Source organism: uncultured Psychrobacter sp. (genome assembly GCF_947495825.1).
In the GTDB taxonomy this organism is placed as follows: domain Bacteria; phylum Pseudomonadota; class Gammaproteobacteria; order Pseudomonadales; family Moraxellaceae; genus Psychrobacter.
Genome location: NZ_CANMAH010000006.1, coordinates 1 through 19,438 on the forward strand (window position 1 = coordinate 1; position 19,438 = coordinate 19,438).

The following is a 19,438-nucleotide window of genomic DNA, read 5'->3' on the forward strand; positions in this document are numbered from 1 at the left end:
GTACTTTTTTACTTAGTTTACAACGGGTTATCTTCATAAAAGTAGTCTAGCATAGTGCTTATCTACTACAGCCCCAAAAACTTTGTATCTAACGAATGGGTTTTAATACTGCATTAACTTATATATGACTGGTTATAAGGTTTTAATTTGTTTAATGAGTGCCATATAGGATAACAGTCTATACGTCCAAAAATGGTATTTTTTGTATGGATTGTCTGCTGTTATTTTATCAATAGTTGCTGGGTTATTGTTAAGCTTAAATTTAGTCTAAATCAAGCAATATTTATGCAACACAATATCTATGAAGCAGTATGTCTAAAGGAAGTAAGCACGGTTATGTCTAGTGTCTCATCATCAATACCTGCAATCACATCTCATGAAGACAGCTCTATCACTGAAGGCTTGGTATTGCCGCTTGCAGGTCACTGTTTTCATTGCGGTGATCCAGTACCGCAGCCACCGTTTCATGCTGAGATATTAGGTGAGTCACGTGAAATGTGTTGTATGGGCTGTCAACTGGCTTCTCAAAGCATCGTAGAAGCTGGACTTGAACAGTACTACCTTGACCGCTCAGAGATTAACCGGACAGCCAGTCTACCTACTCAATTAACTCGCCTTGAAGCCTATGATAATGATGAAATCAAGTCGCAGTTTGTCTATGCACAAGATGGTATGTCCGTTGCGGAGTTGTCTGTCAACAATCTACGCTGTGCAGCATGTACCTGGTTGATCGAATCGCGTTTAGATGAGTTAGACGGTATTCGTAAATGTCAGGTGAACTTGACCAATCAGCGCATGCGAGTGATTTGGGATGAAAGCAAGCTACCTATTAGTCGCATCTTAGCTGTCATCAATGAGATCGGCTATGAAGCAAAACCTTATCGGCAAGATACCCATGAGGCTATGCTGGCACGTCACAATAATCAGATGCTACTAAGGCTTGGTATTGCGGCATTGGGTTCCATGCAGGCGATGATGTATGCCGTAGCGATTTATTTTGGTGAATATAGCGATATGCTGATATTCCAGCGCGACTTTTTACGCTGGGTGTCTTTATTTGTTAGTACGCCTGTGTTTTTTTATGCAGGTATACCGTTTTTTACCTCGGCTTGGTCAGCGATTCGTGCACGCCAAGTCAATATGGATGTGCCAGTCAGTATTGCCTTGATTGTTACTTTCTTTACTAGTCTCTATGCCACGGTTACCGGTCAAGGAGAGACGTATTATGACTCGGTCAGTATGTTTATTTTCTTCTTATTGGCAGGGCGTTATATAGAGCATAATGCACGTCTAAAAGCGGCGACTATGGCAAATGACCTAGTCGTCGTCGAGCCGGTGTTGGTACAAAAAGTCGCTGAAGACAAGGACGCCGCTGCACAGATATTACAACAATTTGATCAAAACACTCCGATACAAGATGGCGTCAATAATTCTGAGAATGCTGCCCACTTCGGAGACGCGAGCGGTATGAGCAGTGCTAATAGCGCAGCAGATGCTGACGACACATCAAACACCATCGCGGATTTTACCCAAAACATGGATACCAGTCTACAGCAGCTGACAGTGCGCATCGCGCAAGCGTGGCAAACACAGCGCGCAAGCGTGGCATACGACAAAGAAGACAAACAGATGGTCACCGCGCATAGCTTACAAGTGGGCGATATCATCATGGTTGAGGCGGGTTCCGAGATTATCAGTGATGGTATTTTGCTAAGTCCAACTGCTACGGTTTCTCAGAGCCTATTAACGGGTGAGAGCAATTTGATTGCCAAAACTCAAGGTGACTATATTGTTGGCGGCGCTCAAAACGACAGTCAGCCGTTTGAGATGTTGATTACTGCACTGCCAGCAGACAGTCAAATAGGCTTGATTGATAGACTAATGAACCGTGCTATGAGTGAGAAGCCAAAGCTGGCTCAGCAGGCGGATAAGCTGGCACGTTGGTTCGTTGCGCGCATTTTAGTACTGTCGGCGTTGGTGTTTATCGGCTGGTATATCGTTGATCCAAGCCAAGCGATTTGGGCAACGGTCGCTGTGTTAGTGGCGACTTGTCCTTGCGCACTGTCTTTGGCCACGCCCATTGCTTTGACGGTTTCGACCAATCGCTTGGCAAGCTATGGGTTTTTGACGACTCGTGGACATACGCTGCAGACGCTTGCCGAGATTACCCATGTAGCCTTTGATAAAACGGGCACGCTCACTTATGGTAAGCCAAACTTATTGAATATTGAGCTGTTAGATTCTGTAAGCCAAAATAAAACTTATGATTTAAAGCTAACTGAGCAAAAAGATGATGTATTAGCAATCGCTGCAGCTTTAGAAGTAGGCAGCCGTCATCCTATTGCTCATGCATTGCTAACAGCGGCTCATCAGTTACACTTACCGCCTGCGCAAGGTTTGCAGCATTATCCAGCGGGCGGGGTGGAGGCGACTATTGAGGGCGTCTTATACCGTATTGGGCATATAGATTTTGCGTTAGATAGAGCCAACGATGTTTCTGATACGCATATAAGCTCCATGAATGATTCCATCATTGATTTGGACGCTCATCGTGCCAGCTCTGCAGTGGTGCTATCGTATCAAGCAAACGATAGTAGTACGTGGCAGTCGCTGGCATGTTTTTACTTCAATGATAAGATACGTGATAATGCCAGAGTGATGCTCGATACGCTAAAGGATTTGGGTATCGAATCCGTTATGTTGACAGGCGACCCAAGCTCGCAAGCGCTCGTAATGGCTAAAGATTTGGGAATGCAATCTGCTTACAACGGCTTATCGCCAACTGATAAAGTCAACCACTTACAAAAACTGCAAGCTGAAGGTGCCGTCGTTTTAATGGTCGGCGATGGTATCAATGATGCACCTGTATTGGCAGCAGCAGACGTATCTACCTCGATTGCTGGGGCCGCAGATTTGGCTCAAGTATCTAGTGACAGTATTATATTGAATGGTCAAATTGAAGCGATTACTGCTGCTAAGCGTATCGCTGATAAAGCCGAACGTATTATTAAACAAAACTTTCGCTGGGCCCTCACTTATAACGGTATGGTATTAATACCAGCGGCTTTAGGCTATGTTCCGCCTTGGCTTGCTGCTATCGGTATGTCACTAAGCTCATTATTAGTGGTGTTAAATGCGCTGCGTTTAAAACGGGCTTAACCTATATTTGCATATTGCTAATCTGTCTGTTCGTATTTGTCGTTATAATTCAAGTTTTAACAAGCCATCAGCTTTATCCATAAAAAAACCGCCTTTAATAAAAGGCGGTTTTTTTTAGCACAATTTTAATGAAATATCACTTCTGATTAGTCTTGCAGATAACTTAGCAGACGTAGGAACTCGATATACATCCATACTAAAGTAGCTACGATGCCGACACTAAATATCCATTCGTAGTCTTCAGAAACGCCAGCAGCAACACCGCGCTCAATGTTATCGAAATCCAATAATAGACTAAATGAGGCGATAACAACAACAAACAAGCTAAAGCCAATAGCAATCATGCCGCCATCAAATAAAAATGGTAAGCTTGAGCCAAACAACACAAAGCCCCACTGTACAACGTATAAAATCATAATCGCAAAAACTGCTGACATCATGATAGAGCGAAACTTATCCGTGACCTTCACTAGACCCGAGCGATATAAGCCCAACATAACCGCAGCTGTAACAAAGGTTGCACATAATGCAGTTAACGGTACGCTTGGATACATGCTCATAAATATCATTGAGATGCCGCCCAAGAACAAACCTTCTAGTAAGGCATAAGGAATGGCTAGAGTCTTAGCCATATGAGGCTTAAAGATCATAAAAAATGCTAAGCCGACGCCTGCAAACATACTAACGATTGCAGTCATATAAATAAAGCTACTAGATAAACCAGCAGCAATGGCATAGAAGAAAAAGCCTAAACCAGAGAGTGCCGACAAGCCCAATAGCATTGTTGTCTTTTGTACCACACCTTTGACGGTCATCGACTTACCGCCGACCGCAAGTTCTGCGCGACTGACAATAGGATTGGCCATACATGTATCCTTAATAAAAAATATAAATAAAATAATACAGATGTCAGCTACTTTAGCAAAACCGTTATTATTGTCAACTATGTTTGCGTGACACCATTTGCGCATTAGCTATAGAGGTTTTATGTGATTATCAAATCACTTATTGGCTAATATAGACGTACTATTTAGTAGCCAAAAGAAAACACCTAAAGAATGCGTACGATAGTTATTATATGGGGTCGATTATGACAGTTAACAACGATAATTGATAAAACATGCTAGTTTAAACGCTCATTTATCGCTATCATTGCTCTGTACTTTACAGTTATACCGAGTCGTTTTATGGAAAACTCAGCGCAGTCAGAAAGATTGCCGCATTTACATGAATCAGAGCTGTTTCATGCTATAAAAAACCCTGCTTTTAGACGTATTGGTCTGATGGGCCGTGCCGGAAAACGTAGCGTGACCCAAAGTCTTGTTCAAATCGCGCAAACCATCAATGATATGGGTTTGACGTTAATTATGGATGTACAAACTGCCAACTTGCCCACCCTTGATCTGACTGAAGTAGAAAAGGTCAAAATCGTCAAGCGTAGTCTGATAGGCGAGATTTGCGACTTGGTCATCGTCGTCGGCGGTGATGGTTCTATTTTACATGCTGCCGAAGCACTGGCGCGTTATCGCGTACCTGTGTTAGGGGTCAATCGTGGTCGACTTGGGTTTTTGGCTGATGTAAAGCCTGATGAAGCTGCCTTTAAACTACGTCAAGTGTTGATGGGTGACTATCAGCTTGATCATCGGTTTTTATTGACCATGGAGATAAGAGAAGGACGTGACATCCTTCATGAGGACATGGCGCTTAATGATATCGTGTTGCATGCAGGTAAATCGGTACATATGATTGACTTCCAAATGAAAATTGATGGTCAGGATGTTTATCGTCAGCACAGCGATGGTTTGATTGCTGCAACGCCTACAGGATCGACCGCCTATGCATTGTCGGGTGGCGGCCCGATTATTCATCCAAGTATGGATGCAATATGTCTAGTGCCTATGCATCCACATACGCTATCGAGCAGACCGATCGTGGTCAGTGGTAATAGTGAGGTTTGTATACGTATTCATGAAGACAATCGTACGCAGCCAATGGTCAGCGCCGATGGCAAACCCAGCGTGCCACTAGAGCAGGAGCAACGGCTGTATATTCGTAAGCATCCAGATAAGCTGACACTATTGCACCCGCCAGGCTTTGATTTTTATGAAGCCTGCCGTACTAAGCTACACTGGAACGTCCACGCTGAAGAATTTAGCCTTGATAGTGATGATGATATTATAGATGATGAGTAAGCATAACTAAAAATAATAGTAGAGAGTAGATATAATGGATAAACAAACAATCTTAGCAAGTCTAACGCCAGAGTTGGTTGATAAGTTTCGCGTTGCTATCGAGCTGGGTAAATGGGCTGATGGCACTAAGTTAAGCGCTGAACAGCGTGCTACTTGCATGCAGGCCGTAATGATTTGGGAGCATGAACATCTGGCTCCTTCTGAGCGTACTGGATTTATTCATAAACCCATAAAAGACGATGGTTCAACCGTTGGGGCTGAATGTGATGTGGAACATGAGCATCATTATCCTAATATGCCTAATCCTAAAGGTGCAATTCAGCCCGTCAAGTTTCGTGATAAATAACTTAATAATTAAATAGTATTGAGCGAGATAAGTTTGAACAATCTTAATCAACTGAACATAGAAAAGCCACGCTATCATAATAGTGTGGCTTCTTTTTATTGACTAAATACTATATAGCTTATAGTGCAGTAGTATCTACGTTTGGACGCAACGTTAGCGGATTTGTTTCCATTAGAAAACCTTGCCAGCCCCAATGTAAAAAATTACGAATGTTTGCATGGTCTGTACCATTTGGCGTAGCTTTTACCTTTTCGTAATGCTCACCGAAAAGCTTTAGGGTGTCTAATTGATCTAAGCCATGATGTTTAGCAAAGCCAAAAATTTTTGCACTACCTTCGTTTTCACCGGCGGCATTATGCAACAAGCCATTTACAAATGGCACTGGCGCATAGCGATAAAAATCATCAATAAAGCTGATAACATCATTGAAACCAATGGCTTTTTTGTTCAAACCATTAAGCAAAGCCGATACGTCTGATTGGCGGATACTCATAAGTAAATGACCTCAAAGCAGGTTAAATTAGCGATTAAAGTAGTCTTCGTCATCGAATGAAGGCGCAAAATTGCCTTGTTCAAGATGCTGCATCTGTGACTGTACTGTACGCTCTTGTTGGATACGCTGATAAATCTCTTCACGATGTACCGCAATATCTTTAGGCGCATTGACACCTATACGTACCTGATTGCCTTTGACGCCTAGAACAGTAACACTCACTTCATCACCGATCATTAACGTCTCGCCCACGCGGCGTGTCAAAATTAGCATGCGTCACACTCCTTATGTCGCATTAAAAAATTATTACTCATTACATTACATCTCAATTACAGATCATCACTGTATCGTTATAACATAAATCTTACTTACGATAACCATAAGGTAATACATGTACCTTATGCTATAGGTAAAGTGTTACACAATAAGTGATGATGATAGGTAGGTTCATTTAGCCCAAATGAGCCCCCATTATAGGTGGCATAATAGATACTGTCACGGGTTTTCATAAAACTATTGGGTAAATTCTAACGTTGACAACAATAAAATTATAAAAGGGGTGTAAAAAGTCTTTATTGAAGCAAATAATTACCAAAAGTAATCAATGGCTATTTAACTAAAAACCGTTAAAACAGCCTCGCAGTTTTAACGGTCTTAATGATGATCGAAGCTTATATAATCAAAGCTTAGTGTTTTATATTGTTTTTACAACCCAGCAATTTTGCTATCGCCGTCTTCACGGTCCAGACCAAATGCAGTATGTAATGATTTAACTGCTTTTTCCAAATGCTGATCTTGAATCAAAACAGAAACTTTAATTTCGCTAGTCGATATCATTTGGATATTGATGTTGTTTTCAGCAAGAGTTTGGAACATCAAGCTAGCAACACCTGCATGCGAGCGCATACCCACGCCTACTAAAGAAACTTTGACAACTTCGCTATTGCCTAGAATCTCTTTTGCACCAATCTCATCTTTAACCTCGTTGTTTAGCACCTTCATAGTTTTGTCTAAGTCAGTGCGATTGACGGTAAAGGTAAAGTCTGTTGTGCCTTGATCCGAAAGATTTTGTACAATCATATCGATCTCAATGTTAGCGCGACCAATCGGGCTTAAGATAGCAGAGGCAATACCAGGATGATCAGGTACACCGCGCACTACAATTTTTGCTTCGTCTCGGTTGAATGCGATACCTGAGATGATTGCCTGTTCCATGTTGTCTCCTTCATCTATCGTAATTAGGGTGCCGACATTGTCTTGAAATTCTTGATCAAAGCTACCGTCGGTATTTTCATCAAAGCTAGAGAGTACACGTAAAGGCACCCCATACTTACCAGCGAATTCTACTGAACGAATCTGCAAAATCTTGGAGCCAAGACTTGCCATTTCGAGCATTTCCTCAAAAGTGATTTTCTCAAGTTTTTTAGCTTTTGAAGTCACACGTGGGTCAGTGGTATAGACACCATCAACATCCGTATAAATTTGGCATTCATCCGCGCCCAAAGCAGCTGCAATCGCAACACCAGTAGTGTCAGAGCCGCCGCGACCTAGGGTAGTAGCGTTACCATACTCGTCGGTACCTTGAAAGCCTGCCACAATAACGATATTACCAGCGTCTAGTTGTTCACGTATGTTTTTATCATCAATGCTTTCGATACGTGCTTTGTTGTGCGCGTTATCTGTTTTGATCGCTACTTGATGGCCGGTGAACGAGCGAGCTCCAACACCAAGCTCTTTAATAGCCATAGCTAGTAGTGAGATTGACACTTGCTCACCAGTTGAGACCATTTGATCGTATTCACGAGGATCTGGTTGGCTGCTAATTTGACGAGCCAGATCAATCAAACGGTTGGTTTCACCGCTCATGGCTGAAACCACAACGACCACTTGATGACCGTTATCATGCCAACGTTTGACGCGTTTTGCGACATTTTTGATACGGTCGATACTGCCCATCGACGTACCACCATACTTTTGGACTATTAAAGCCATAAAATTTACCTATTATTCGACAATGGCTGTCTATAAGTTGCTAGCGTTAACCTACAATGAGTCTATTTATTCCTATTGCTCGAGGTAGATACTAATAACGATAAAGCCGGATGATAAAAACTGCTGTGCTGTCTATTTTTTTGATGGCAGACTGGTTTAAGAGCTGACCGCCATACTTTATACCACACTAGCACGCTGATTTTAAGTCGTAACAGCCATTAGATACATGGCGATTGGTTATAATGGTTATAACCAATCAGATAATTTACAAAAATCTGAGCATATCGCCTATCTTTAGCTAAGTTGTGACTCAATCCACGCTGGTAGAGCTTTGATGATTAAACCTGTGTTATCAGCTTTGGGTGCGCCGCCTTGTGCATAATCAGGCTTACCACCGCCTTTACCTCCTAACTCACTAGCAAGATGACGAACGATGTCACCAGCTTTAATACGAGCAGTGACTGACTTGGCTACACTGGCCGCCAACGCTAGTTGACCATCTTTATCACCCACTAAGACGATCACGCTGTCTGGTAGTTTGGACTTGATGTCATCCATTAAAGGGCGAATCGACTTGCCGTCAATACCCTCAACAGTACTAATCAATACTGGTGTACCTGCAATCGTCTGCACATCGTCTAATAAGCTCGCTGCTTGAGCACTGGCCATTTTTTGTTGTAGACGCTCTAGTTGTTTTTCTAAGTCGCGCTGTTTGTCTGCCATGGTCTGTACACGCTGAGCTACTTCAGGACGTTTGACCTTGAGCTGAGATGCTAAAGTGCTCAGCTGTTGATCATTTTGCTGGATATATTTTATCGCGCCCATGCCAGTAACAGCTTCAATCCGGCGAATACCTGCAGCAATACCAGACTCACTAATAATTTTGAAGGCACCGATATCACCGGTACGCTGTACATGAATGCCGCCGCACAGCTCAATAGAGAAGGGCTGACGCTGTCCGTCAACGACACTTTCAGTGCCCATTGTTAAGACCCGAACGTCACTGCCATACTTTTCACCAAATAGCGCTACTGCGCCTTTTTGCATGGCTTCATCGATGGACATATTCTCGATACAAGCAGGCACGTTAGCTTGTATTTGTTCATTAACTAAGCGTTCTACGCGCATGATTTCAGCGCTGCTGACGGGCTTGTCATAAGCAAAGTCAAAACGTAGCACATCACTTGATACCAGTGAGCCTTTTTGTATAACTTCATCGCCCAACACTACTTTTAATGCTGCATGCAATAGGTGAGTGGCAGAATGGTTTTTGGCACTAGCGGCACGAACATCAGAAAGTACTTGTGCGTCCGCCGTTTGCTGCACACTGACGCGGCCCATATTTACGACACCGTAGTGAATGATAGCTTGTCCAGACTTTTTAGTATCTTGTACTTCAAACACGCCTGTTGTTGTACGAATCTCACCAAGCTCGCCAACTTGTCCGCCACCTTCAGCATAAAACGGTGTGCGATCAATGATGACGACACCTTCTGCTCCTTCATCTAAATGTTCAGTAGACTTACCGTCTTGGTATAAAGCAATAACATTGACGTTGTTTTCTTCTAGTTGCTCATAACCTATAAATTCAGTAGGGCTTTCAACTTGAATAACACTGCTATAATCAACGTCGAACTTGCCAGCATCGCGTGCACGCGTGCGCTGTGCTTGCATATGCTCATCGAACTCAGCTTCATCGATCACAATACCACGCTCTCGAGTGATGTCAGCAGTCAAATCAAGCGGGAAACCATAAGTGTCATAAAGCTTGAAAGCGGCTTCACCAGAGAGGATATCACCGTCTTGTAAGTCGGTAAGTTCGCTGGCAAGCAAACGTAAACCTTGCGCTAGTGTCTTGGCAAATTGAGTTTCTTCTTTTTTGATGGCATTTTCAATCATGCTCTGCTTGTCTTTTAGTTCAGGGTAGGCCGCTCCCATTTCAGCCACAAGCGGCGCAACCATCTTAAAGAAAAACTCATTCTCTGCACCAAGCTTATTACCATGGCGGACAGCGCGGCGAATGACACGGCGTAACACATAACCGCGCCCTTCATTACTTGGCAGGACACCATCAGCAATCAAAAAAGCAACCGCACGAATGTGATCAGCAATCACTTTAAGCGATGACTGCTGCTCATTTTGGATATCTAAAATATCAGCAGCGGCATCCATCAAGTGAGTGAATAAATCAATCTCGTAGTTGCTATGGACGTTTTGCATAATTGCGCTAATACGCTCAAGCCCCATACCAGTATCGACACTAGGCGCAGGCAATGGCAGCATGGTGCCATCTTTTTGACGATTAAACTGCATAAATACGCAGTTCCAAATCTCAATGTAGCGGTCGCCATCTTCTTCAGGGGTCCCAGGTAAGCCGCCTTCAATCTCAGGACCATGATCGTAAAAGACCTCAGTACAAGGACCACAAGGACCGGTATCACCCATCGTCCAAAAGTTATCAGACGCGTAAGGTGCGCCTTTATTATCACCGATGCGAATGATACGATCGCTAGGAATACCAATATCTTTATTCCAGATATCAAAGGCTTCATCATCGGTTTCATAAATGGTCACGTACAAGCGATCCTTGTCTATCCCAAGCCATTCATCAGATGTCAAAAACTCCCAAATATAAGCAATGCCTGCTTGCTTGAAGTAATCACCAAATGAAAAGTTACCTAGCATCTCAAAAAACGTATGATGGCGTGCCGTATAGCCAACATTGTCCAGATCATTGTGTTTGCCGCCTGCGCGTACACATTTTTGTGAAGATACAGCACGTGTATAGTCACGTGGTTCCATGCCCAAAAACGTCTCCTTAAACTGATTCATACCGGCATTGGTAAATAGCAGTGTGGGATCATTATGCGGGATGAGACTTGATGAAGACACAACGGTATGCTGCTTGCTCACAAAAAAATCTAGAAAAGCTTGACGAATATCGGCTGAGCGAAATGGCTGACTCACAGCGGCTCCTTACTGACGAATAGAGATAAATAAAAAGGACAAAATAAAGAAAATAATTTTGCAAGCGATTTTAGCACAAACACATAAGGTGTGTTGAAGATTCACAAATAGACGCTTAGTAAACACCAGTCAAACCTATATGTAGCTTTTATAAGTATTAAGAGGTTCAGACTTAACACTACTTAGTCAAAATCGCAGCATCCGTTTCGTCAAGTTGATTCTGAATTAGAGGATCAGATTCGATTATTTTTACAGGCAGATAGCGCAATTGTAACTTGATAGGTAGGTAATTAGGAAAGTTATCTGCCATATCTTGAGTGATAACCGCTTCAATCTTTTGTACATCAGAGGAGGTCGGACTGTTTTCGCCACGAATGACAGCACGTACAGTCTGATAGCCATCAACTTTCACAAATTGCGTGTTGGTTAATACGTTACCTTTATCCATAAAATGGCTGTTAATAGCGTCTTTGACGTTATTTTCAAAGGCTTGCTGTTTGGCGCTAACGTTTAAGTTGATGGTCAAATAAATACCCAAGCCGACCAATAGTAATAAAGCGATGGCATTACGGCGAAAAAACGTCAAATAGGTGCTTGATTTGTAGTCATCATCGACCAAACGACGAAAGCCCAAAAACCAAAGCACCATCGCATTCGTAAACTGAATGGCAATAATGTTGGTCAAAGCGAGCAGGGCTGCACCAAAACCTAACGTGGTCTCTCCATTGGCAAATAAGATACCACTTGCTGCAAGGGGTGGTACAAGAGCAGTTGCAACCGCGACACCAACCACTGCGACAGACAGATGCGGTGAGACCATTGCATAAGCACCAGCAGTACCGCCAGCGAGAGCAATCATTAAGTCCATTGAAGTCGGCTGGGTGCGCGAGAGAATTTCAGAGGAAAGTGGTTGACCTTGATGTATATAGCCAACAATAAAGCCTACCAAAATAACTAAAGAGACGCCAGCTATAACGGTAAACAGCGTCCTGCGCAGTAGCGGCATGCGATAGTCAATAATAGCCAATGCAGTACCAGTAATAGGCCCTAACACCATAGCCACCAACATTGCGCCGATAACAACAGCCGCTGAATTGGTTATCAATCCATAACTGGCAATGATAGCGGAGAGAGTATTCATTATAAAATACATTTTGCTAGGTAACGCATTGGCCTCAATAGTGAGACGCACTTTTGGATAGTCTACCTTTTGATTGCTAAATTGCTCCGCTATAAATTGCTTATAAGACTCAAGTTTTTCTTCTTTTTCTTCTTTGACTTCATCGACTTTGTCATCGTCTGTTAGATGGTCTTCTGTGTCAGTATGGCTCTTTTTGTCTTCATCTTCGCCTGTATGTGAGTCAACATCGCTATCAACGCCATCGTTCAACGCTGAATTTAGCGCAGGTGGTGATGAGTTGTTATTGGGTTCTGCTGGTATTGTAGGAGACGTTTGAGACGAAGAAGTCTCTTCTGTTTTATTAGTAAGGTGTCCGTTATTATCTTTATCATCAGCTTGTGCTGTCGCAGTCGCTGTTTCAGGTGAGACGTTTTCGACAGAGGCGATGACGACATCTGGGCTGGGCGACGTCATGGTTATTTCAGGATCGGGATGTTTAGCTTCTGCTTTTATTTTACCTAAAGGTTGCCTATCATCTTTAACCAAATTATCGCTGTCCAATGGATATGGCTGTTTGGTCTTGGTAGCTTCGGTACTGTTTTTTTCGGTACTGTCTTTAAAGTCAGATACGTTCTTTTTTGACGGCGAAGGTTCAGAGGAGTCATTGATTGATGATGTCATGGCATTATGGCTTTGCAAGTCAGATAAGGAAGGACTGCTATTGTAATGATAAAACATGAAGAGCGTAGCAGTTTTTTGACAACAGTTACTATTTTAAAAAACATCAGATGACTAATGTTATAGGTAATTTATAGGCAATGTTGATAAGAATGGTACTGAGAATTGATGCATACAATAAGAAGGGGAGGTATAGATTTTATAGACCGACAAATAATCCCTTATAGTAACATGGTTTTATAGGTAAGTCAGCCGATATGTATGCTCTACGAGTACATGTTAAAAGCTTACTATTAGTGTGGATTTAACGTATAAAGGAGATATACCCACACAAACTATGAGGATTAGGTTATGAACTGGACACTATTTTCTATGATCTACTCAATGACGGCAACAGTTACCATCGGCGTACTTATGATTGCAGCATTGGTGTCAGGATTCAATGAAATACCGCATATCAAAATTGCTGTAGCCATTGGTATCTTAATCTCAGTGCCAGTCGCATTATTCTTCACCAAAAAGATAAGTAGTATCACAGGCAATGAGACAGGTTATAAAGCTTAAAAGGTCGTGACTACCAACTATGTTGCTGGTTTATACAATAAAAAAGACCTTTAAGATAAAGGTCTTTTTAAAATATTAACTAAGCATATTAACTAGTCGGCTCTTATTTAAGCTCAACTGTCGCGCCATTTTCGATATTGGCGTAAACTTCTAATACGTCCCAGTTGGTTAGACGTACACAACCCGCTGATGCTTGGCGACTGATACCTTCAGGTTTGGGTGAACCGTGAATGCCATAAGAAGGCTTTGATAAACCCATCCAGACGACGCCAACAGGGTTATTTGGCCCTGGTGGTAACATATGTACTTTCTTATCGCTGCCTTCACCGACAGTGGCTTTATACCATGGCATCTTAACTCTATTAATGATCTTAAAGGTGCCTTGTGGCGAAGGAGTGGCAGCACTACCAATCGTCGTTGGATAAGTAGCAACCAGCTTATCACCATTATAAGCATATAGTGTTTTGCTCGCTTTATCGGCAACCACGCGATTGATACGCTCGTTGAGCGGCTTGCGTGTATTTAGTACAGTAATAGTTTCGCCCGCTTGATAGTTTTTATTTTTATTCAACTTATCAAGATAGCGTATGTCCATATGGAAGCGCTCGGCAAGCATCTCTTTAATATCTTGATAATATAACCCTTTTACTTTTGACTTTGCTTCTGAGCCTGAAGGCGTGGTCAAAAAGTTGGTTTTGATATCATCATCAGTCAACGTGTAAGTGACTAGAACAGGCTTATTGGCAGGAATATTTTTAGTTAGCGCATCCCACGTTTTTTGATCCATCGTGCCAGTCGCTGGCAAACCTTTCATCGTTTGAAAGTTGATTAACGCCTTTTTACTATTCATGCCCCAACCGCCATCGATTGGACCAGGAGAAGCGTGGTTCCAGTCAAGCAATGCTTGCATCTTAATAGTCATCGCTGAATTGACTTTCATGTTCGGCGACCATGTAGCGTTATTTACTTGCTTAGCATAGTTTGACAAGTTGAGCGTGGTATATCTTTTACCATCTTTGTCTTCGATGTTTTTGATCGCAGGATCATTATTGAAGTCTAGACTCTTTTCGTACTGAGGCATCTCAAAAGTTGAAGGATCTGTTGCATCCATAGATGAGATATCGCTCGGAGCTGCTACCGCCTGACCTTCACTAATATCATCGGTACGATCAGATTGCTCGTCCTTACGTGTCAGCTCGGCTGCGCTCATGTTGTCCGCAGCGACTGGCTCGCTTGTTGATTGTGCTTTATTTTTTTGTTTAGTGTCGATCAGATCACTCATGCTATCAGTAGTCTGAGGCTGGATGTTCGGCGTAGCAACTGAGTTATTTTTATCAATTGAAGTGCTACGACTCTCTTGTACATCAAGACTTGCTAGTACAGCAATGTCAGGTAATTTGTCAGCTGTGCGTACTGGCATCGTGCGCGTATCATTATTGGTAGCAGCAAGAGCATTGAGACTCATACCAGCGCTAATAACAGCGATAGACATAGAGGTAATAAGAGGTTTTATTTTCATCATATTTGACCATAGTAGGTTATTACAATGGAGCTATTATGCGCACAATTAAGATTCTAAGCAAACTTTTGATACATCTTTTTGTGCCTGTAGAGTGCTAAGCGTCAACAGCTGACGTATGACATACAATATAGTTATATTTGGCTGATATTTTAGCTGGCATGTTGCTCAAACTGTTTGACCAGTAAGTTTTAAGTAATATTGTTGTCCCATAAAAAAATCTTAAAAAATGAAAAAATGCTGATTAGTTATTAAATAATCCTTAATTAATGCGTTTACTATAAATAGCTGTAAACTCTTATTTTGAGGTTTTATTAAAGTAAGGTTTATAGTCATTGGCGCTATACGGTGTTTACGTCTATAATGCATGCACAGCGTTTTATTTAATCCACTATCATGTGACTAATGAGCATGTAATCAACAAGGTGCGATATGTCAGAACACCAGACTATGAGTGCAGAAGAATTTCAAAATCAGTATTCTAACGATCAAGAGTCTCAAGATTTTGAGCAAGATCTACAAGATAGATTAGACACAGATGAGACGAGTCTAATCACTGAGGACAATCAGTTTGCAAACTTACATGGCGAGCTTGAAGAGGCGCGTGAACAGCTACTGAGCATACGTGATTTTATTCGTTTTTCAGTCACTCAGTTACGTAATTATGATGTAGTTGTGGCACAAGGTACTACTGACGAGTTTGCTGAAGCATCAGCGATAGTTTTGCATTCTTTGTCCTTGGATTGGGCAGCCAATGAGCAGATACTTGATTGTCGTTTGACAACGTCAGAAAAGCAGCTGGTGCTAAGCTTACTAGAAGAGCGTATTGCCGAACGTAAACCGCTAAGCTACCTCATTAATCTGGCTTATTTTTGTGATCTGCCTTTTTATGTCGATGAACGCGTTCTTATTCCGCGCTCGCCTATAGCGGAGTTGATTCGCCAGCAGTTTCATCCATACTTTGATGTCAATGAGCTTGCCAAGCCACTAGGTGCCACCATCAACGGTCAACCAGCTGTGTTTTATGATCATGGGCTTGATATGAAGCAATTATCACAACCAGAGCGCATTTTAGATCTATGCACTGGTTCTGGTTGTATTGCCATTGCACTTGCGACACGTTTCGTTGATGCCCTAGTCGATGCGGTCGATATTGATAATGGAGCGTTAGAGGTGGCGATGGTCAACGTTGATCATCATGATCTTGGTCATCAAGTCAACGTGATTGAATCAGATCTATTTGCGAAGATTCCAGCTGAAAACCAATATGAGCTTATTGTGACCAATCCTCCTTATGTTGATGCTGCTATCATGGCCGACTTGCCACCTGAGTTTTTGTATGAGCCTGAGCAAGCACTGGCTGCTGGACAAGATGGACTGGATTTGGTGCATCGTATTTTATTTGAAGCGCCAGAATATTTGAGTCCTGAAGGCTTGTTAGTGTGTGAAGTGGGTGATAGTGAGTGGGCGCTTAGACAAGCTTATCCAGACATTCAGTTTGATTGGCTAAAGTTTGCGCTCGGTGGTCATGGTATTTTTGCGATTACTTTTGATGAGCTGATGGCGCATCGTGAATTGTTCGCGCATTACGTACAGTTGTTAGATAACAGTCAGTAATAAGCCAGCGCTTTTGATCCATTAGTAAGTACATATAAACAGATTTTTATTGGTTTAGGGATAGATATGGCAGGTAATAGTATTGGTCAGGTTTTTACCGTCACCACTTGCGGTGAGTCGCATGGCGTAGGTTTGTTGGCTATCGTTGATGGCATACCTCCAGGTTTAGCATTATCTGCAGAAGATTTACAGGTAGATTTAGACCGCCGCAAGCCAGGTACCTCTAAGTATTCAACCCAGCGCCGTGAGTCTGATGAAGTTGAGATTATCTCTGGTGTATTTGAAGGTAGAACCACTGGTACCTCTATCGGTCTGCTGATTCGTAATACCAATCAAAAATCAAAAGACTATAGTGAGATTAAAGATACTTTTCGTCCAGGACATGCCGACTATACTTATAGTATGAAGTATGGCTTTCGCGACTATCGCGGCGGCGGTCGCTCGTCAGCCCGTGAGACGGCGATGCGGGTCGCTGCCGGTGCTATCGCTAAGAAATATTTGCAAGAGCGCTTGGGTGTACAAATTCATGGTCATGTAACTCAAATCGGTAATGAGTATAGTAACGTCACAGACCCTAGCCAAATCGATTGGGAGTTTGTAAATAGCAATCCGTTTTTCTGTGCCGATAAAGAAGCTATTGGTCGCTTTGAGACATTGATAGACAACCTACGCCGAGAAGGTACTAGCTGCGGCGCACGCTTAGAAGTTATTGCCAGTGGCGTACCAGTCGGACTTGGCGAACCCGTATTTGATCGCTTAGACGCTGATATTGCCCATGCAATGATGAGCATCAATGCGGTAAAAGGGGTAGAGATTGGTGATGGTATGGCGGTAGCTGGACAGTTTGGGCATAGCTCTCGTGATGAGCTGACCCCAGATGGCTTCACTGCCAATCATGCTGGCGGTATCTTAGGTGGTATCTCGTCGGGTCAGAATATCAGCGTCAGTATCGCCCTTAAACCGACCTCTAGCATTACTACCCCTGGTAAGAGTATAAATACAGACGGTGAAGCAATCGATATGCTAACCAAAGGCCGTCATGATCCTTGCGTTGGAGTACGTGCCACACCTATCGCTGAGGCTATGCTAGCAATCGTCTTGCTCGATCATTATCTGCGCCATCGTGGTCAAAACGCAGATGTTAAACCGCCGGTAGAGTCGATTACTTAAAACTGCATTCAAAGAGCTATCAGCCTTTTGTTGATTCTAGTCTAATCTAATTAGAAACAACCAAAGGCTTTTTTTGTGGAAAATTAAAAAATAAAGACCAAAACCGACTACAAAAACTAGTTCTATAGAAAGCATAAATTGTTTGTATCCATAATTTTATTCAAAGGAGCCTAAAGAATATGAGTAATTATTTAGATGCTGTCATTGTTGAGCATAACCCATCACAAAAAGAGATAGATAAAGCGGTTATCTGGTTACATGGCTTAGGTGCTAGTGGTCATGATTTTGAGCCAGTGGTACCGCAGCTTGGGCTATCTGATGATATGGCAGTACGTTTTATTTTTCCGCATGCACCCAAGCGTCCAGTGACAGTAAACGGTGGCATGGTGATGCCAGCATGGTATGATATTTTGGAGATGAGTCTTGAGCGTAAAGTCGATTTGGCTCAGATAGAGACCTCTTCTCAGCAAATCCATGATTTGATTCGTCGTGAGATTGAACGTGGCATTAAACCTGAGCATATCGTTATCGCAGGATTTTCGCAGGGCGGGGCAGTGGCTTATCATGTCGCTCTTGGCTATCCAGAACGTTTGGCGGGACTAATGACCTTATCTACGTATCTAGCAACCAATGATAATATTGATTATAGTGCTGCTAATAAAGAGATACCGATATTAATCGAACATGGCACTCATGACCCAGTTGTTCCTGTAATTTTGGGTCAGCAAGCACAGCAGTTGTTATCAGATAAAGGGTATGATGTTGAATATAATACCTATCCAATGGCGCATCAGGTCTGTATGCCGCAAATTCAAAATATTGGTAAATGGCTAAACAAAGTGTTGGTATAAAAAGCTATATTTAAATAAAGTAATAATAATAAAGTAACAATGCTAATTCCATAATCAACCTTATATTAACTCCATCCATAGTGATGGAGTTTTTTATATGTTCGTTAAAGTGCATCAAACTTATAACTTAGTAATTAACAGAATTTAACCTCATTTATGACTATTCTTTTGTCCAGTCACGTAAGATATATACTATAGTATATTTTTTGAACAACATTATCTGTGTTTTTAATCTAAGACTAAATCTAGAAAGTGTTTCTGGAGGCTTAAGATGAGAACTACTTATTTGGCATTTTATATCGCAGAGCAAGGAAAGTTATTAGACCGTATTATTAGTGCAATCGATGGTTCGCCCTATAGTCATTGTGAGCTTGTGATTAATGAGTTAGGCGAGCAACGTTACGACTGTATTAGCTCAAGTCATCGCGATGGTGGCCTACGACGTAAAACTATTCATATGGAGCCTAGTCACTGGGTGCTGACACCAGTTGTGTGTGATATTGACTACGCCATACGTTGGTTTAACAAGCGTAAGAACTTTAAATATGACTATTTGGCTTTAATCAGGACTGTCATTCCAGGGTTTTATAATCCTGAATATCGCCTATTCTGTTCTGAAGCATGTGCTGATATGTTAGAGCTGGTAGATCCAGCAAGTTATGGACTTGAGAAGCTATATCAATGGAGTTTGGATAATCCTGCTATCTAAAAGATGAGAAGCGAAAACTAGAAAATTTGCACATAAAAAAACCGACCATATAAAGTGGTCG

The 19,438-nt window shown here is 42.2% G+C and carries 14 protein-coding genes and 1 pseudogene; 8 read left to right on the forward strand and 7 right to left on the reverse strand.

The window, feature by feature from the left end; all coding sequences use genetic code 11:
• Positions 1–336: 336 nt before the first annotated feature.
• Positions 337–3,159: a heavy metal translocating P-type ATPase gene (locus tag Q0895_RS07775; RefSeq protein WP_299187705.1), complete on the forward strand. Its 2,823-nt coding sequence runs from the start codon at positions 337–339 to the stop codon at positions 3,157–3,159.
• Positions 3,160–3,305: 146 nt separating this feature from the next.
• Here Q0895_RS07775 and Q0895_RS07780 read toward each other — a convergent pair whose 3' ends face one another.
• Positions 3,306–4,025: a Bax inhibitor-1/YccA family protein gene (locus Q0895_RS07780; protein ID WP_299187377.1), complete on the reverse strand. Its 720-nt coding sequence runs from the start codon at positions 4,023–4,025 to the stop codon at positions 3,306–3,308.
• Positions 4,026–4,346: 321 nt separating this feature from the next.
• On the opposite strand from Q0895_RS07780, the gene Q0895_RS07785 reads away from it, so the two are divergent.
• The gene (locus Q0895_RS07785; protein WP_299187380.1) at positions 4,347–5,351 is read left to right on the forward strand and encodes an NAD(+) kinase; all 1,005 of its coding nucleotides are present in this window, start codon (positions 4,347–4,349) and stop codon (positions 5,349–5,351) included.
• Positions 5,352–5,385: 34 nt separating this feature from the next.
• Positions 5,386–5,697: a DUF1315 family protein gene (locus tag Q0895_RS07790; protein ID WP_299187383.1), complete on the forward strand. Its 312-nt coding sequence runs from the start codon at positions 5,386–5,388 to the stop codon at positions 5,695–5,697.
• 118 nt (positions 5,698–5,815) lie between these two features.
• Here Q0895_RS07790 and Q0895_RS07795 read toward each other — a convergent pair whose 3' ends face one another.
• From Q0895_RS07795 to Q0895_RS07815, 5 genes and pseudogenes are all read right to left on the reverse strand, one after another.
• Complete coding sequence (locus Q0895_RS07795) at positions 5,816–6,190, reverse strand: HopJ type III effector protein (RefSeq protein ID WP_299187386.1); 375 nt, start codon at positions 6,188–6,190, stop codon at positions 5,816–5,818.
• Positions 6,191–6,295: 105 nt separating this feature from the next.
• Positions 6,296–6,463 (reverse strand): annotated as a pseudogene (csrA, locus tag Q0895_RS07800) (carbon storage regulator CsrA); the annotation flags it as partial.
• Positions 6,464–6,895: 432 nt separating this feature from the next.
• Positions 6,896–8,182: an aspartate kinase gene (locus tag Q0895_RS07805; protein WP_299187389.1), complete on the reverse strand. Its 1,287-nt coding sequence runs from the start codon at positions 8,180–8,182 to the stop codon at positions 6,896–6,898.
• 294 nt (positions 8,183–8,476) lie between these two features.
• Positions 8,477–11,149 carry an alanine--tRNA ligase gene (gene alaS, locus Q0895_RS07810; protein ID WP_299187392.1) on the reverse strand — a complete coding sequence of 891 codons (2,673 nt, stop codon included), beginning with the start codon at positions 11,147–11,149 and terminating at the stop codon, positions 8,477–8,479.
• A gap of 178 nt (positions 11,150–11,327) precedes the next feature.
• Positions 11,328–12,950, reverse strand: a complete 1,623-nt coding sequence (locus Q0895_RS07815) for a DUF389 domain-containing protein (protein WP_299187395.1) — start codon at positions 12,948–12,950, stop codon at positions 11,328–11,330.
• Between the two features lie 348 nt (positions 12,951–13,298).
• Between Q0895_RS07815 and Q0895_RS07820 the strand changes: the two genes are divergently transcribed.
• Complete coding sequence (locus Q0895_RS07820) at positions 13,299–13,511, forward strand: hypothetical protein (protein WP_299187397.1); 213 nt, start codon at positions 13,299–13,301, stop codon at positions 13,509–13,511.
• A gap of 103 nt (positions 13,512–13,614) precedes the next feature.
• Here Q0895_RS07820 and Q0895_RS07825 read toward each other — a convergent pair whose 3' ends face one another.
• Positions 13,615–15,033, reverse strand: a complete 1,419-nt coding sequence (locus Q0895_RS07825; RefSeq protein ID WP_299187399.1) for a L,D-transpeptidase family protein — start codon at positions 15,031–15,033, stop codon at positions 13,615–13,617.
• Positions 15,034–15,462: 429 nt separating this feature from the next.
• Between Q0895_RS07825 and prmB the strand changes: the two genes are divergently transcribed.
• The 4 genes from prmB (at position 15,463) to Q0895_RS07845 (ending at position 19,377) form a co-directional block, all read left to right on the forward strand.
• Entirely contained in the window at positions 15,463–16,647 is a 1,185-nt protein-coding gene (prmB, locus tag Q0895_RS07830; RefSeq protein ID WP_299187402.1) for a 50S ribosomal protein L3 N(5)-glutamine methyltransferase, read from the forward strand.
• Between the two features lie 66 nt (positions 16,648–16,713).
• A complete protein-coding gene (gene aroC, locus Q0895_RS07835; RefSeq protein WP_299187404.1) occupies positions 16,714–17,817 on the forward strand; it encodes a chorismate synthase in 1,104 nt (367 codons plus the stop codon).
• Between the two features lie 179 nt (positions 17,818–17,996).
• Positions 17,997–18,668, forward strand: a complete 672-nt coding sequence (locus tag Q0895_RS07840) for a dienelactone hydrolase family protein (RefSeq protein WP_299187408.1) — start codon at positions 17,997–17,999, stop codon at positions 18,666–18,668.
• Between the two features lie 271 nt (positions 18,669–18,939).
• The gene (locus Q0895_RS07845) at positions 18,940–19,377 is read left to right on the forward strand and encodes a hypothetical protein (protein WP_299187411.1); all 438 of its coding nucleotides are present in this window, start codon (positions 18,940–18,942) and stop codon (positions 19,375–19,377) included.
• Positions 19,378–19,438 lie beyond the last annotated feature (61 nt).

Bases quoted from the DNA above. Each gene is read 5' to 3' on its own strand.
- Q0895_RS07775 (WP_299187705.1), top strand. From the start codon at position 337: ATGTCTAGTGTCTCATCATCAATACCTGCAATCACATCTCATGAAGAC.
- Q0895_RS07780 (WP_299187377.1), bottom strand. From the start codon at position 4,025: ATGGCCAATCCTATTGTCAGTCGCGCAGAACTTGCGGTCGGCGGTAAG.
- Q0895_RS07785 (WP_299187380.1), top strand. From the start codon at position 4,347: ATGGAAAACTCAGCGCAGTCAGAAAGATTGCCGCATTTACATGAATCA.
- Q0895_RS07790 (WP_299187383.1), top strand. From the start codon at position 5,386: ATGGATAAACAAACAATCTTAGCAAGTCTAACGCCAGAGTTGGTTGAT.
- Q0895_RS07795 (WP_299187386.1), bottom strand. From the start codon at position 6,190: ATGAGTATCCGCCAATCAGACGTATCGGCTTTGCTTAATGGTTTGAAC.
- Q0895_RS07805 (WP_299187389.1), bottom strand. From the start codon at position 8,182: ATGGCTTTAATAGTCCAAAAGTATGGTGGTACGTCGATGGGCAGTATC.
- Q0895_RS07815 (WP_299187395.1), bottom strand. From the start codon at position 12,950: ATGACATCATCAATCAATGACTCCTCTGAACCTTCGCCGTCAAAAAAG.
- Q0895_RS07820 (WP_299187397.1), top strand. From the start codon at position 13,299: ATGAACTGGACACTATTTTCTATGATCTACTCAATGACGGCAACAGTT.
- Q0895_RS07825 (WP_299187399.1), bottom strand. From the start codon at position 15,033: ATGATGAAAATAAAACCTCTTATTACCTCTATGTCTATCGCTGTTATT.
- prmB (WP_299187402.1), top strand. From the start codon at position 15,463: ATGTCAGAACACCAGACTATGAGTGCAGAAGAATTTCAAAATCAGTAT.
- aroC (WP_299187404.1), top strand. From the start codon at position 16,714: ATGGCAGGTAATAGTATTGGTCAGGTTTTTACCGTCACCACTTGCGGT.
- Q0895_RS07840 (WP_299187408.1), top strand. From the start codon at position 17,997: ATGAGTAATTATTTAGATGCTGTCATTGTTGAGCATAACCCATCACAA.
- Q0895_RS07845 (WP_299187411.1), top strand. From the start codon at position 18,940: ATGAGAACTACTTATTTGGCATTTTATATCGCAGAGCAAGGAAAGTTA.